At 66.8% G+C, this 13,873-nt stretch carries 12 protein-coding genes; 4 read left to right on the forward strand and 8 right to left on the reverse strand.

Annotated elements, in window-relative coordinates; translation table 11 throughout:
* Both CETAM_RS06865 and CETAM_RS06870 read left to right on the forward strand, forming a co-directional pair.
* The gene (locus CETAM_RS06865) at positions 1–2,658 is read left to right on the forward strand and encodes a cation-transporting P-type ATPase (protein WP_156228175.1); all 2,658 of its coding nucleotides are present in this window, start codon (positions 1–3) and stop codon (positions 2,656–2,658) included.
* A 34-nt stretch (positions 2,659–2,692) separates the two neighbouring features.
* Positions 2,693–3,442: a glutamine amidotransferase gene (locus tag CETAM_RS06870; protein WP_156228176.1), complete on the forward strand. Its 750-nt coding sequence runs from the start codon at positions 2,693–2,695 to the stop codon at positions 3,440–3,442.
* Between the two features lie 12 nt (positions 3,443–3,454).
* Here CETAM_RS06870 and CETAM_RS06875 read toward each other — a convergent pair whose 3' ends face one another.
* Positions 3,455–5,086 (reverse strand): ABC-F family ATP-binding cassette domain-containing protein, encoded by a 1,632-nt coding sequence (locus CETAM_RS06875; RefSeq protein WP_156228177.1) that lies wholly within the window; start codon positions 5,084–5,086, stop codon positions 3,455–3,457.
* Positions 5,087–5,174: 88 nt separating this feature from the next.
* On the opposite strand from CETAM_RS06875, the gene CETAM_RS06880 reads away from it, so the two are divergent.
* Positions 5,175–5,756, forward strand: coding sequence for a hypothetical protein (locus tag CETAM_RS06880; RefSeq protein ID WP_156228178.1), 582 nt, complete (start codon positions 5,175–5,177; stop codon positions 5,754–5,756).
* Here CETAM_RS06880 and CETAM_RS06885 read toward each other — a convergent pair.
* Genes CETAM_RS06885 through CETAM_RS06915 form a run of 7 tightly spaced genes read right to left on the reverse strand, consistent with a single transcriptional unit; the run spans position 5,753 to position 12,092 of the window.
* The gene (locus CETAM_RS06885) at positions 5,753–6,142 is read right to left on the reverse strand and encodes a metal-sulfur cluster assembly factor (protein WP_156228179.1); all 390 of its coding nucleotides are present in this window, start codon (positions 6,140–6,142) and stop codon (positions 5,753–5,755) included. The two genes, CETAM_RS06880 and CETAM_RS06885, sit on opposite strands and share 4 nt — an antisense overlap.
* Entirely contained in the window at positions 6,139–6,594 is a 456-nt protein-coding gene (gene sufU / locus CETAM_RS06890; RefSeq protein WP_156228180.1) for a Fe-S cluster assembly sulfur transfer protein SufU, read from the reverse strand. The genes CETAM_RS06885 and sufU overlap by 4 nt, the downstream gene beginning before the upstream one ends.
* Positions 6,594–7,859 carry a cysteine desulfurase gene (locus tag CETAM_RS06895; RefSeq protein WP_156228181.1) on the reverse strand — a complete coding sequence of 422 codons (1,266 nt, stop codon included), beginning with the start codon at positions 7,857–7,859 and terminating at the stop codon, positions 6,594–6,596. The genes sufU and CETAM_RS06895 overlap by 1 nt, the downstream gene beginning before the upstream one ends.
* Complete coding sequence (sufC, locus tag CETAM_RS06900; RefSeq protein WP_156228182.1) at positions 7,859–8,614, reverse strand: Fe-S cluster assembly ATPase SufC; 756 nt, start codon at positions 8,612–8,614, stop codon at positions 7,859–7,861. Before sufC ends, CETAM_RS06895 begins: the two co-directional genes overlap by 1 nt.
* Before the next feature lie 47 nt (positions 8,615–8,661).
* Positions 8,662–9,855, reverse strand: coding sequence for a Fe-S cluster assembly protein SufD (gene sufD / locus CETAM_RS06905; protein ID WP_156228183.1), 1,194 nt, complete (start codon positions 9,853–9,855; stop codon positions 8,662–8,664).
* Between the two features lie 3 nt (positions 9,856–9,858).
* Complete coding sequence (gene sufB / locus CETAM_RS06910; RefSeq protein WP_156228184.1) at positions 9,859–11,313, reverse strand: Fe-S cluster assembly protein SufB; 1,455 nt, start codon at positions 11,311–11,313, stop codon at positions 9,859–9,861.
* Positions 11,310–12,092, reverse strand: a complete 783-nt coding sequence (locus CETAM_RS06915) for a helix-turn-helix transcriptional regulator (protein WP_156228185.1) — start codon at positions 12,090–12,092, stop codon at positions 11,310–11,312. The genes sufB and CETAM_RS06915 overlap by 4 nt, the downstream gene beginning before the upstream one ends.
* Positions 12,093–12,190: 98 nt before the next feature.
* On the opposite strand from CETAM_RS06915, the gene mptB reads away from it, so the two are divergent.
* Positions 12,191–13,873, forward strand: a complete 1,683-nt coding sequence (mptB, locus tag CETAM_RS06920; protein WP_156228186.1) for a polyprenol phosphomannose-dependent alpha 1,6 mannosyltransferase MptB — start codon at positions 12,191–12,193, stop codon at positions 13,871–13,873.

A 13,873-nucleotide genomic window follows, 5' to 3' on the forward strand; every position in this document is an offset into this window, starting at 1 on the left:
GTGAGCTCCCCAGCGCATTCCACCGACGTCAGCGAAGTCTTCCATGAACTCGACAGCCGTCCGGAGGGGCTGAGCCGGGAGGCCGCCTCCTCGGCGCTGGAGAGGTACGGACCCAACGCCCTGCCCCAGACCAGGGAGGAGACCTCCCTCCAGCGGCTGCTGCGTCAGTTCCGCGACCCGATGATCTACGTGCTCATCGGCGCGGCCGTGACCACGGCCCTCCTGGGCCATGTGGTGGACACCATCGTCATCGCCGCAGTGGTGATCATCAACGCGCTCGTCGGTTTTCTGCAGGAGGGTAAGGCCGCGAACGCCCTCGCCGCGATCCGTGACATGCTCTCCCCCTCCTCCGAGGTCCGTCGCGACGGCACATGGGTCACCCTCGAATCGGAGGAGCTGGTCCCGGGTGATGTGGTGAAGCTCCGGGCCGGCGACAAGGTCCCCGCCGACCTGCGTCTCTTCGAGACCACCAGCCTCCGCATCGAGGAGTCCGCGCTGACCGGCGAATCTGTGCCCGCGGACAAGGACACCGGACCCGCCGCCGAGGACGCTGACCTGGGGGACCGCTCCTCCATGGCATTTTCGGGCACGTCGGTGGCCGCGGGTTCCGGGCTCGGTGTGGTCACCGCCACCGGCTCGGACACCCAGATCGGTCACATCACCACGATGCTCGGGGAAGTGGAGAGAGTCGAAACCCCGTTGACCCGCTCGATGACGCGATTCTCCTCCATCCTGGCCGTCGGCGCGGTGCTGCTCGCTGTCCTCATGGTGATCGTGTCCGTGGTCATCTACGACACCGGCTGGGGTGATGTCCTCATGTCCGCCATCGGCTTCGCGGTCGCCGCGATCCCCGAGGGCCTGCCCGCCGTCATGGCGATCACCCTGGCACTCGGCGTGCAGAAGATGGCCGACCGCAACGCCATCACCCGGAGACTCGCTTCCGTGGAGACCCTGGGCTCGGTCACCACCATCTGCACCGACAAGACCGGCACCCTCACTCGTAATGAGATGACGGTCCGGGCGATCCACACCCGCGAACACACTTATGAGGTCACGGGCACCGGGTACTCCCCCGACGGCGAGATTCTGCTTGCTGACGCCCCCGTCAACCTCGCCGAGCACCCCGATCTGGCGAGGATCGCCGAGGTCGCGTTGTACGCGAATGACGCGAGCGTCGAGAAGCGGGACGGCGAGTGGCGGCTCACCGGTGAGCCGACCGACGGCGGCATCTGCACCTTCGCGCTGAAGGCGGGGTTGGCGAAGAGAGAGCGCCGGATCGCCGCCGTGCCCTTCGACTCCGAGCACAAGTACATGGCCACCCTCGACCAGATGCCCGAAGGCCCGACCGTCCACCTCAAGGGTGCACCGGACCGGCTGCTCGAGCGCTGCGATCGCCAGAGCGCGCCGGGGCAGGGCACCGAACCCCTCGACAAGGCGTACTGGGAGGAGTACATCGAGTCCCTCGGCGCCCGCGGCATGCGTGTGCTCGCCGCCGCATGGCGGGAGGGATCGGCGTCGACCGGGCTGGCGACCACGGACGTCGATGCCGGCGGCTTCGTCTTTCTCGGCCTCTACGGCATCATCGACCCGCCCCGGGACGAGGTCCCGGAGGCAGTGTCCACCGTCCAGGAGGCCGGCATTCGGGTCCGGATGATCACCGGGGATCATGCCTCGACCGCCTCGGCCATCGCGAAGGAGATCGGCCTGCGCGGTGCCCGCGCGATCACCGGTGCGGAGCTTCAGGCTGCCACGGACTCTGAGCTGCAGGCGATCGTCCGTGACCACGACGTTTACGCCCGCACCTCCCCCGAGCACAAACTCCGCCTCGTCCGGGCGCTGCAGGCCAACGGCGAGGTCGTCGCCATGACCGGCGACGGAGTGAACGACGCCCCCGCCCTCAAGCAGGCCGACGTCGGCGTGGCCATGGGAGACAAGGGAACCGAGGCCACCAAGGACGCCGCCGACGTGGTGCTGGCCGACGACAACTTCGCCACCATCGCCGCAGCGGTGAAGATGGGACGCACCATCTACGACAACCTGCGCAAGGCGATTGTGTTCATGCTGCCCACCAACGGCGCACAGGGCCTGGTGATCTTCGTGGCGATGCTCGTGGGCATGACCCTGCCGATCACCGCACTCCAGGTGTTGTGGGTCAACCTCATCACCGCCATCACCCTGTCCCTGGCGTTGTCCTTCGAGCCGGCCGAACCGGGCATCATGAAGCGTCGACCGCGCGACCCCTCCGATGCGATCCTGGACTCCGAGGCCGTCCTGCGCATCATCTTCGTCTCCGCCCTCATCGGCGGCGCCACCATCGCGGTGTTCCAGTACCTCCAGATGAACGGCTCATCCCTGGAGGTCTCCCGCACCATCGCGGTGAACACACTGGTTGTGGGCCAGATCTTCTACCTGTTCACGGCCCGGTTCGCCCGGGTCAGCGCCCTGCGGAAGGAGCTGTTCACCACCAACCCGGTGTCGTGGATGTGCGTGGGTATCATGCTGGTCCTGCAGATCGCCTTCTGCTATCTCCCGTTCATGCAGGCGGCCTTCGACACCACGGGCGTCGGCTGGTTCGGCTGGGCGGTGCCGGTGGTGGTGGGCCTCGTCGTGTTCGGCGCCGTGGAGGCGGACAAATTAGTCCGGCGGCAGCTGAACTAGGTTGCTGACCTGCCCCGGGACTAGAATTCCCGGTATGTCCGGTTCCCTGATCCACCCGCGCAAGCCCTTCCTCCTGCTGAGCACCCGCCCGGAGACTGAGGCTGCCTCAGCCGAGGTCGTCAGCTTCCGGACCAAGATGGGGCTCGGCCCCGACGGGCTCGTGCAGATCCGGCTCGAATCCCGCCCTCTGGGCGATCTCGACCTGCGGGAATACTCAGGCGTCCTGCTCGGAGGCAGCCCCTTCAACGCCTCCAGCCCGATCAAGTCGCCCATGCAGACCCGCGTCGAAGCGGACCTCGCGGCGCTCATGGAAGAGGTCCTGCAGCGTGACTTCCCGCTGTTCGGGGCCTGCTACGGAGTGGGCACGGTCGGCACCGCCATCGGTGCGGTCATTGACGGCACCTACGGCGAGACACCCCGCGTCATCGGCGTCTCCGTCACCGGTCGCGGTGCGCGGGACCCTCTCCTGGAGGGAGTTCCCGAGCGCTTCTCGACGATGGTCGGCCACAAAGAGGCCATCACCGTGCTTCCCGACGTCGCCGAGGTACTGGTCACCGGCGAGAACTGCCCCGTCCAGATGTTCCGGGTGCAGGAGAACGTCTACGCGACCCAGTTCCACCCGGAACTGGCTCCGGAAGCATTCGAGCACCGTCTGCGCATCTACGCCAACGCCGGCTACCACGATCCGGCGGAGCTCGACGCCATCCTCGCCACGACCCGGGGCGTGGATCTCACCGTGGATGACGCGATTCTGCGCAACTTCGCCACGCGCTATGCGCGCTGACGGTGCTGACGGTTACGCCAGTTCGACGATCTCCATGTAGGCGTCGGACCAGAGGTCCTCGTCGCCGTCGGGAAGCACGATGACGCGATCCGGCTCCAGGGCCTTGACGGCACCCGGGTCGTGGGTGACCAGGACGACGGCGCCGGTGTAGGTGCGCAGGGCGTCGAGGACCTGCTCGCGGGACTGGGGGTCGAGGTTGTTGGTGGGCTCGTCGAGAAGCAGCACGTTGGCGCGGGAGGACACCAGCGCGGCAAGCGCGAGACGGGTCTTCTCACCACCGGACAGGGTGCCCGCGGGCTGGTCGAGCTGGTCGCCGGAGAACATGAAGGAGCCGAGCAGACCCCTCAGGTCCTGCTCCCCCGCCTCCGGGCAGGCCTCGATGGTGTTCTGCCACACGGACTTGGCCGGGTCGATCGTGTCGTGTTCCTGCGCGAAGTAGCCGATCTTCAGTCCGTGGCCGCTGACGATTCCACCCTCGCCGTCGGTACGTTCCACACCGGCGAGCAGCTTGAGCAGCGTCGTCTTACCGGCGCCGTTGAAACCGAGGACCACGACGCGGCTGCCCTTGTCGATGGCCAGGTCGACGCCCGCGAAGACCTCGAGTGAGCCGTACATCTTGGTCAGACCCTTGGCGAACAGCGGGGTCTTGCCGCAGGGTGCAGGCTCCGGGAAGGAGATGGCCGCGACACGGTCGGAGACACGGATGTCATCGAGCTGACCGATCATGCGGTCAGCGCGGGCGAGCATCTGCTTGGCGGCGGCCGCCTTGGTGGCCTTGGCTCCGAGCTTCGCGGCCTGCTTGTGCAGGGCGGAGGCCTTCTTCTCGGCGTTGGCGCGCTCGCGGCGACGCCGGGCCTCGTCGAGGGCGCGGGCGTCCTTGTACTTGGCGAAGCCCATGTTGTAGACGTCGGCCTCCGCACGCACGGCATCGAGGAACCAGACCTTGTTGCAGACGGCGCCGAGCAGCTCGACGTCGTGCGAGATCATGACCAGCCCGCCCTCATGCTTGGCCAGGAAACCCCGGAGCCACTCGATGGAGTCGGCGTCGAGGTGGTTGGTCGGCTCGTCGAGAAGCAGCGTGGTCTTCGACTTGCCGGAGCCGTTGGTCGCGGCGAAGAGGATCTGGGCGAGTTCCACGCGGCGGCGCTGACCACCGGAGAGCGTGTGCAGCGGCTGGTCCAGGATGCGGGCGGGCAGGCCGAGGTTGTCGCAGATCTGGGCGGCCTCGGAATCGGCCTCGTAACCGCCGAGGGACGCATAGCGCTCCTCGAAACGGGAGTATTTGCCGATCGCCGCGTCCATCTTGGCGGCGTCCGTGGTCGTCTCCATGATCTCCTGCTGACGTTCCATGGAGCTGCGGATCTGGTCGAGCCCACGGGCCGAGAGCACGCGGTCCAGTGCCGTCTGGTCGATGTTGCCCTCGCGGGAGTCCTGCGGGAGATAACCGACGTCGCCGGAGTTGGTCACGGTGCCACCGTAGGGCTTGGTCTCCCCCGCCAGGATCCGCATGGTGGTGGTCTTGCCGGCACCGTTGCGGCCCACAAGTCCGATACGGTCGCCGGGTTGGACACGCAGCAGCGGCCCGGGCGCAGAGAGCAGGGTGCGGGCGCCTACGCGGACTTCGAGGTCATTGGTGACAATCACAACGGGTCAGTGTATCAACCACGGCCCATATACCTAAAGAGCGCCGTTTCCGGCACCCTCCCGGCTGAACACCCATACCCTGGGAACCATGAGCGCACAGCCCGACAGTTCCGGCGGCCTCAGCCGCGACTACATCGTCGAGTACCGCGCGGGCCAGTTCCAGAACGGCTCGCTGGTGCTGCGTTTCGACGCCCAGCCCACCGACAAGCAGCTCCGCGACGCCCTCATCGCCCACGGGCTACCCGCCCGCGCCCTGGAGGAGGTACGTGCACGCCCCCTGCACCCCTCCCGCCCGCGGACCATCTCCCACCCCGGCCCGCGGACCAGTGTGCCGTCCCCGACGCTGCCGGAGACGCCACCGGCACGCCGGAAGCAGGCCTCCGGTTGCAGCGGTGGACCGCTGCTTCTGGGCCTGGCTGTCGCGGCTTTCGCCCTCCTCGCCGGGTTCTCGGACCAGGCGATCCGGGCCGGCGAGTCCGCCGGGGCCACCCGCACGACGGAGACGATGGTCGTCGGCTGCTGGGATGAGCTCGGGGTCGCCCGCTCCCTCGGCGACCCGGACGCGGGCGTCGTCGGCGCGATGTTCACAAAAGAGCCGACCGCGTTCGCTGTGACTCCAGCGAACGCGGCCTTCTACTTCTCCTGCCTCAGGGCAGCCTCCACCGACTAGACGGCGAAGCCGAGTGCGCGGAGCTGCTCGCGACCGTCCTCGGTGATCATGTGGTGGCCCCACGGCGGGAGCCAGACCCACTCGAGGTCCATCTTGTCCACGATGCCGTTACCCACGAGGGCGGCCTGCGTCTGGTCCTCGATGACATCGGTGAGCGGGCATGCGGGCGAGGTCAGGGTCATGTTGATCACGGCCACGTCCTCGCCGTCACGATCCTCCACCCAGACGTCGTAGACGAGTCCCAGGTCGACGACGTTGATACCCAGCTCCGGGTCAATGACGTCGTGCATGTACTCCAGGACATCGAAGGCGAGTGCCTCCCTTTCGGGAGTCTGATTCTCGGGTCGCTGGCGCTGGACGTTGTCCGTCGGGTTGTTCTCGGTCATTTCTTCTCCCTTTCGTTGAGAGCGTCGGCGGCGGCGGCCTGGAAGGCCTTCCAACCCAGCAGCGCGCACTTTACGCGCGCAGGATACTTGGACACACCGGCGAAGGCGATGCCGTCACCGATGAGGTCCTCGTCGCCCTGCTCAGCGCCGCGCGAGGTGATCATCTTCTCGAACCCGGCGAGCTTTGCCATTGCGCCGTCCAGCGGCTGACCGATGATCTCCTCGGCCATGACCGACGTCGAGGCCTGCGAGATGGAGCAGCCCTCGGCGTGGTAGGACACGTCGTCGACATGCGTGCCGTCCTCGGACAGCCGCACACGGAGCGTGAGCTCGTCGCCGCAGGACGGGTTCACGTGGTGGACCTCAGCCTCGTACGGGTCGCGCAGACCCGCGTGCTGGGGATGTTTGTAGTGGTCCAGGATCACTTCCTGGTACATGGACTCCAGATTCATCAGTTCACCCCGAAGAATGCTCGGGCGTGGTTGATCGCGTCGACGAGGGCGTCGACCTCCGCACGCGTGTTGTACAGGTAGAAACTCGCCCGGGCCGTCGACTGGGCGTGCAGGCAACGGTGGGCGGGCCACGCACAGTGGTGGCCGACACGGATGCACACGCCCTGACTGTCCAGGACCTGTCCCAGGTCGTGCGGGTGCACACCCTCGATGTTGAAGGCGATGGCCGCACCGCGGTCCTCCGGGGTCTTGGGGCCGACGATCGTCAGCCCCTCGACGGTCTGCATGCGCTCCAGCGCATAGACGGTGAGGTCATGCTCGTGGGCGTGGATGTTGGCCATGCCGATCTCGGTGAGGAACTCCACTGCCGCACCGAGCGCCACGACCTGGCTGGTCATCTGGGTGCCGGCCTCGAAACGCTGCGGGGCGGGAGCATAGGTGGACTCCTCCATCCGCACGACCTCGATCATCGAACCACCGGTGAGGAAAGGCGGCAGTTGATCCAGGAGCGGCGCCTTGGCGTAGACCACGCCGACACCGGAGGGACCGCACATCTTGTGGCCGGAGAAGGCCGCGAAGTCGACGTCCAGCTCGTGGAAATCGACCGGCATGTGCGGCACGGACTGGCAGGCGTCAAGCACCGTGAGGGCGCCGACGGCCTTCGCCCGGCGGACGATTTCCGCCACGTCGCTGACCGCACCGGTCACGTTGGACTGGTGGGTGAAGGCCACGACCTTGACGGAATCGTCGAGTTCCAGGGAATCCAGGTCGATGCGACCGTCCGGGGTCACCGAGTACCACCTGAGGGTGGCGCCGGTGCGGCGGCACAGCTCCTGCCAGGGAACGAGGTTCGCGTGGTGCTCCAGCTCGGTGATGACGACGGTGTCGCCCTCCTTCACCTGCAGATCACCGGCTCGGTCATCGCCCAGCACGTAGGCGACCAGGTTGAGACCCTCGGTGGCGTTCTTCACGAACGCGATCTCGTGTCCCTGCGCCCCGACGAAAGCCGCGATCTTCTCGCGTGCGTTCTCGTAGGCGTCGGTCGCCTCCTCAGCCAGCTGGTAGGCACCCCGGTGGACGGGGGCGAAGGTGTTCAGCACGAACTCCTCCTCCGCCTTCCACACCCGCAGCGGTCGCTGCGAGGTGGCACCGGAATCCAGGTATACCAGCGGCTGGTCGTCGCGCACCGTGCGCGAGAGGATCGGGAACTCGGCCCGGATCTTCCCGACGTCCAGGCCGCCACCCTCCACGGTGTACCCGTTCATCACAGGAACTGGTCGTAGCCGTCGGCCTCGAGCTGGTCGGCGAGCTCGGCGCCACCGGTGGTGACGATGCGGCCGTCGGCGAACACGTGGACGAAGTCCGGCTGGACGTAGTTGAGGATGCGCTTGTAGTGGGTGATCAGCAGGACGCCACCCTCGGTCTCATCCTGGTAGCGGTTGATGCCCTCCGAGACGATGCGCAGCGCGTCGACGTCGAGGCCGGAATCGGTCTCGTCGAGCACGGCGAACTTCGGCTTGAGCAGGTCGAGCTGCAGGACCTCGTGGCGCTTCTTCTCGCCACCGGAGAAGCCCTCGTTGACGGAGCGCTCGCCGAAGGAGCGGTCGATCTGCAGGTTCTCGCGGGCGGCGTTGAGCTCCTTGACCCACTCGCGCAGCTTCGGCGCCTGGCCGCGGACGGCGGTGACGGCGGAGCGCATGAAGTTGGAGGAGGACACGCCGGGGATCTCGGTCGGGTACTGCATGGCCAGGAAGAGGCCGGCGCGGGCGCGCTCGTCGACCTCGAGGTCGAGGACGTTGACGCCGTCCAGCAGGACCTCGCCCTCGGTCACCTCGTACTTGGGGTGGCCGGCGATGGTGTAGGCCAGGGTGGACTTGCCGGAACCGTTGGGGCCCATGATGGCGTGGGTCTCACCGGACCTGATGGTCAGGTTGACGCCCTTGAGGATCTCCTTCGGCTCTCCGGTGCCGTCCGTCGGCAGCACCTGTGCGTGAAGGTTCTTGATTTCCAGGGTGGACATGTACACGTCTCTTTCGGGTCTAGAAGAAGTGGGTTCTTTAGGGGGTTCTAAGCGTGGACGGATTCGAGCTCGTCAGTGACGCGCTGCTCCAGTTCCTCACGGATCGACTCAACCGGGATGCGGTTGATGACCTCGGAGAAGAACCCACGGATGATCAGGCGACGCGCCTCGGCCTCGGGGATGCCGCGGGCCATCAGATAGAACACCTGATCATCGTCGAAGCGGCCGACGGTGGCGGCGTGGCCGGCACCGGCGATCTCGCCGGTCTGGATCTCCAGGTTCGGGATCGCGTCGGCGCGTGCCCCCTCGGTGAGCAGCAGGTTCCGGTTGACCTCGTAGGTGTCGGTTCCCTGCGCGTTGGCCCGGATGAGTACGTCGCCGACCCAGGTGGTGTGTGCCTCGGGCAGATCGGACCCGGGATCGGCCTGCAGAGCACCCTTGTACATGACGTTGGAACGGCAGTTCGGCATGGCGTGATCCACGAGAAGACGGTTCTCGAAGTACTGGCCGTCGTCGGCGAAGTACACGCCGAGTAGCTCGGCGTCGCCGCCGGGGGCGCTGAACTTCACTCGCGGAACCAGGCGGACGATGTCGCCGCCGAAGGTCGCGGCGTTGTAGCGCAGAGTGGCGTCGCGGCCCAGCAGTGCGTGCTGGCCCGAGAGGTGGACCGCACCCCGGTCCCAGGCGGCGTCAACGATGACGGTCAGGCGTGCGTTGTCTCCGACGACGAACTCCAGGTTGTCGGCGTGTGTGCCGGTCCCGGTGTAACGGACGTAGACGGTCGCCTCGGCACCGTCGGCGAGGTCGATGACGGTGGCGCCGAAGGAGGTGACGCCTTCGCCGCGGCCGGTGACGGTCACGGTGATCGGCTCGGCGAGCGCCGCGTTCTTCGCGACGCCGACGTAGGTCGCCTCGGTCATCGAGGTCCAGGCCTGTGCGGCGACGCGGTCGGTCGGCGCGCCGGCGCGGCCGAGTCGCTCGTCGCCCTTGGCGACCGTTTCGACGGTGACGGCAGCTGCGGCGGACGCGGGGACGTCAACACGCACATCCTGCTCGACGGCCGCATCGAACTTGCCGTTGTGCAGGCCACGGATGCGGCGCAGGGAGATGAAGCGCCATTCCTCGTCCCGCCCGGCCGGAACCGGGAAGTCCTCCACGTTGAAGGAGGAGAAGACGTCACCCTTGGTGTTGTGCGGGGTTGCGGCGTCTACGGAGGTCTGTCCAGTTGTAGCTGTGGTCATCGGTTAGCCCACCGACCCTTCCATCTGCAGTTCAATCAGTCGGTTCAGCTCGAGTGCGTATTCCATCGGCAGCTCCTTGGCGATCGGCTCGACGAAGCCACGGACGATCATCGCCATGGCCTCCTCTTCCTTCAGCCCACGGGACATCAGGTAGAAGAGCTGCTCCTCCGACACCTTGGAGACGGTCGCCTCGTGGCCGAGGGTGACGTGGTCGTTGCGGATGTCGTTGTACGGGTACGTGTCCGAGCGGGAGATGTTGTCCACCAGCAGTGCGTCGCACTCCACGTTGGAGTACGAGTGGTGCGCGTTGGCGTTGATCTGCACCAGGCCGCGGTAGGCGGCACGGCCGCCACCACGTGCGACGGACTTGGAGACGATGTTCGAGGAGGTGTACGGCGCCATGTGCGTCATCTTCGCGCCGGTGTCCTGGAACTGGCCCTCGCCGGCGAAAGCCACGGAGAGGACCTCACCCTTGGCGTACGGTCCGGTCATCCACACGGCCGGGTACTTCATGGTCACCTTGGAGCCGATGTTGCCGTCGACCCACTCCATGGTCGCGCCCTCTTCAGCCTTGGCGCGCTTGGTCACCAGGTTGTAGACGTTGTTCGACCAGTTCTGGATGGTGGTGTAGCGGCAGCGGCCGCCCTTCTTCACGATGATCTCGACCACTGCGGAGTGCAGGGAGTCGGACTTGTAGATCGGCGCGGTACAGCCCTCGACGTAGTGGACGTAGGCGCCCTCGTCGACGATGATCAGCGTGCGCTCGAACTGGCCCATGTTCTCCGTGTTGATGCGGAAGTAGGCCTGCAGCGGGATGTCCACGTGGACACCCGGCGGGACGTAGATGAAGGATCCACCGGACCACACAGCGGCGTTGAGAGCGGAGAACTTGTTGTCGCCGGCCGGGATGATCGTGCCGAAATACTCCCTGAACAGCTCCGGCTGCTCCTTGAGGGCGGTGTCGGTGTCGAGGAAGATGACGCCCTGCTGCTCCAGGTCCTCACGGATCTGGTGGTAGACGACCTCGGACTCGTACTGTGCGGCGACACCGGCGACCAGACGCTGCTTCTCGGCCTCCGGGATGCCCAGGCGGTCGTAGGTGTTCTTGATGTCCTCGGGGAGATCCTCCCAGGACTGTGCCTGGCCCTCGGTGGAGCGGACGAAGTACTTGATCGTGTCGAAGTTGATGCCCGACAGATCAGCGCCCCAGGTGGGCATGGGCTTCTTGCCGAAGATCCTCAGCGCCTTCAGGCGCTCCTCGAGCATCCACTCGGGCTCGTCCTTCTTTGCGGAGATGTCGCGGACGACCTCCTCGTTCAGACCACGTCGTGCGGACGAACCGGCTTCGTCGGAGTCGTGCCAGCCGTAGTTGTACGGACCGATCGAGTCGATGATCTGGTCATCGCTCATCGGGGACTCGGGCTTGGTTGAACCTGGGTTCTGCGTTGCCTGGGTCATGATCCGCTCCTTTCCTCTGGAAGATTCTCAATGGGTGTCAATGGGATGTTTGTCGTGCAGATGCCGTGGCCACCGGTGATGGTGGCCAACGGCTGGACGTGGAGGCCGACCAGACTGGAGATGATCTCATGCTCGGCCACACACAGTTCCGGGTGCTCGGCGGCCACGTGGGCCACCGGGCAGTGGTGCTGACAGATCTGGATTCCTGCGCCCGCCCGGGTCACCGTTGTGGCGTACCCGTGTCGGTCGAAGGCGTCCGCCAGCTCACCTGCTGTGCGCTGGATGGACTCCTCGTCCTCGCCCGCCGGGGTCACCCCGTCGACGATGCGCTTAATGCGCTTGTGTGCCAGCTTACGGACCGCCTCTTCACCCCCCAGCTCCCGGATGGCACCTAAAGCGTCCGCGGCCAGCTGATCGTAGGAATGCCCGAAGTGGGAACGCCCCCGGGCGGTCAGCCGGAAAGCCTTGGCCGGCCGACCGCGGGCAGCGGTGGCAGACCGGGGGCGACGGTCGACAGTCTCCCCCAGCCCCTCCGACACCAGGATGTCCAGATGCCGGCGGACGCCGGCGGCGGACATGTCGAGGTGTGCAGCGAGGTCGGAGGCGGTGGACGGCCCGTGTTTGAGAAGCATGAGCATGATGTGACGACGGGTGTCCCCATCCACCGAACGGGTTTCCGGAACGGACTTCTCGGACACTGTCTTCACCTCCCTGCCATGTCTTCTGTTCCTGTTGAAAGTCGTCGGTTCCGCCAGACGACTGTCAGGCGGCCTTATCATTCGACAACACTAGTGTTCCCTAATTCATTCCCCCTGTCCAACCTTTCGATCCCGTGGCGTGTCGGACCGCTCACGGACCCGCTGACTAGGATGACGCTGTGCCAAGAAGACGACCGGCGATCCTGCCCGCCCTGACCTCCAGCCTGCCGAGGTTGGGGTACCCGGGCTCCCGGTCCGCGCTGCTCCACGTCGATCCGGGCTCGGGCGAGCATCCGCGTTCCGGCCGACTGCCCATCCGGGAGCTCAACCGCTTCCAGCTGCTGCGGTGGATCGGCACCATCGGCTCCCTGCTCATCGGCCTCGGCGCCCTGGGCGCCGGCGCGCTGCCCGTGGTGGGTAACCCCTACTCCTCCTACCCCGGCGGGACCTTCATGTCCCGGATGCTGCAGACGTCCTCGATCATGGTGCTCGTCGGCGTCGGCCTGCTGGTGATGGCGTGGGTGCTCATGGCGCCGTTCGTCGGTGCGCCCTACCGCAGTCCGGGCGGTGACCGCGCCACCGTGACCTCCTCGGTGATCACCCGCACCTTCGCCGCCTGGGTCCTGCCCATCCTGTTCACCGCCCCGCTCTTCACCCAGGACATCTACTCCTACCTGGCCCAGGGTTCGATCGTGGCCCACGGAATGGACCCCTACGCGGCCGGGCCGGTGGATCTGCTGGGGCCGGAGGATCCACTGGCCCGGTCGGTGCCTTTCATCTGGTCCCACTCCCCCTCCCCCTACGGCCCGGTGGCGCTCAGCCTGGCGTCGATGGTCAGCCGCATCACCGCCGACTCGATCACACTCGGAGTCGTCGGACACCGGCTCATCTCCCTGCTCGGGCTCATGGCCGCAGGCTGGGCCATCAGTCGACTCGCCCGCCGGTGCCGGGTGAACCCCGTGACCGCCCTCTGGCTGGGCATGCTCAACCCGTTGACGATCCTCCACCTGGTCGGCGGCATCCACAACGAATCCGTCCTGCTCGGTCTGATGCTGGTGGGAATGGAGCTGGGCCTGCGTGGCGTCGACAAGCTCGGTGGGCGCAACGGCCAACCCGTGGACCTCCCGGCCGCGGCAGGGCTGATCGTCGCATCCGCGGCCCTCATCGGGTGTGCCGGGATGGTGAAGGTCACCGGCTTTCTCGCCCTGGGATTCGTCGGCATGAATCTCGCCCGCCATCTCGTGCGGGTCGGCCGCGGGCCGGTCGTCTCCATCGTCATTGCAGTGGCCGTGCAGGTGCTGCTGCTCCTCGCCACCATCGCGGCGGTCACCGCAGCCAGCGGCATCGGTCTCGGCTGGGTGACGGGGCAGGGTGGGGCGGCGTCGATACGCAGCTGGCTGTCGATGACCACCGACATCGGCGTCGTCGCCGGCTTCATCGGCATGCTGCTCGGCCTGGGCGACCACACCGACACCATGCTGATGATCACCCGCGCGGTCGGAGTGCTCATTGCCGCCGGTTTCCTGGTGCGCATGCTCTTCGCCACCTTCCGCGGCACAATCCACCCCATCGGCGGGCTCGGCGTGGCCACCTTCGTGCTGGTCATCCTCTTCCCGGTCGTCCACCCCTGGTACATGCTGTGGGCGATCCTCCCGCTGGCCGCGTGGGCGAACCGCTTCCTGTTCCGTGTCGCGGTGGTCGCCTACTCCACGTTCTTCTCCTTCACCGTCCTGCCCCGCGGCCTGGCACTCCCACCGTCCACGGTCGGGGCCATCTATCTCGGGGCGGCGCTCGCCTTCGCCGTCGTCGTGGGGCTCGGCTGGTGGCTGATGCAGCGTGGCACCATCCGTGGCCTACACTGA

This window comes from Corynebacterium comes, assembly GCF_009734405.1.
GTDB lineage: Bacteria > Actinomycetota > Actinomycetes > Mycobacteriales > Mycobacteriaceae > Corynebacterium > Corynebacterium comes.

Coding starts and splice junctions, on each gene's coding strand:
- CETAM_RS06895 (WP_156228181.1), bottom strand. CDS start 7,859: ATGAACGGGTACACCGTGGAGGGTGGCGGCCTGGACGTCGGGAAGATC.
- CETAM_RS06870 (WP_156228176.1), top strand. CDS start 2,693: ATGTCCGGTTCCCTGATCCACCCGCGCAAGCCCTTCCTCCTGCTGAGC.
- sufB (WP_156228184.1), bottom strand. CDS start 11,313: ATGACCCAGGCAACGCAGAACCCAGGTTCAACCAAGCCCGAGTCCCCG.
- sufD (WP_156228183.1), bottom strand. CDS start 9,855: ATGACCACAGCTACAACTGGACAGACCTCCGTAGACGCCGCAACCCCG.
- sufC (WP_156228182.1), bottom strand. CDS start 8,614: ATGTCCACCCTGGAAATCAAGAACCTTCACGCACAGGTGCTGCCGACG.
- CETAM_RS06915 (WP_156228185.1), bottom strand. CDS start 12,092: ATGATAAGGCCGCCTGACAGTCGTCTGGCGGAACCGACGACTTTCAAC.
- sufU (WP_156228180.1), bottom strand. CDS start 6,594: ATGAATCTGGAGTCCATGTACCAGGAAGTGATCCTGGACCACTACAAA.
- CETAM_RS06885 (WP_156228179.1), bottom strand. CDS start 6,142: ATGACCGAGAACAACCCGACGGACAACGTCCAGCGCCAGCGACCCGAG.
- CETAM_RS06880 (WP_156228178.1), top strand. CDS start 5,175: ATGAGCGCACAGCCCGACAGTTCCGGCGGCCTCAGCCGCGACTACATC.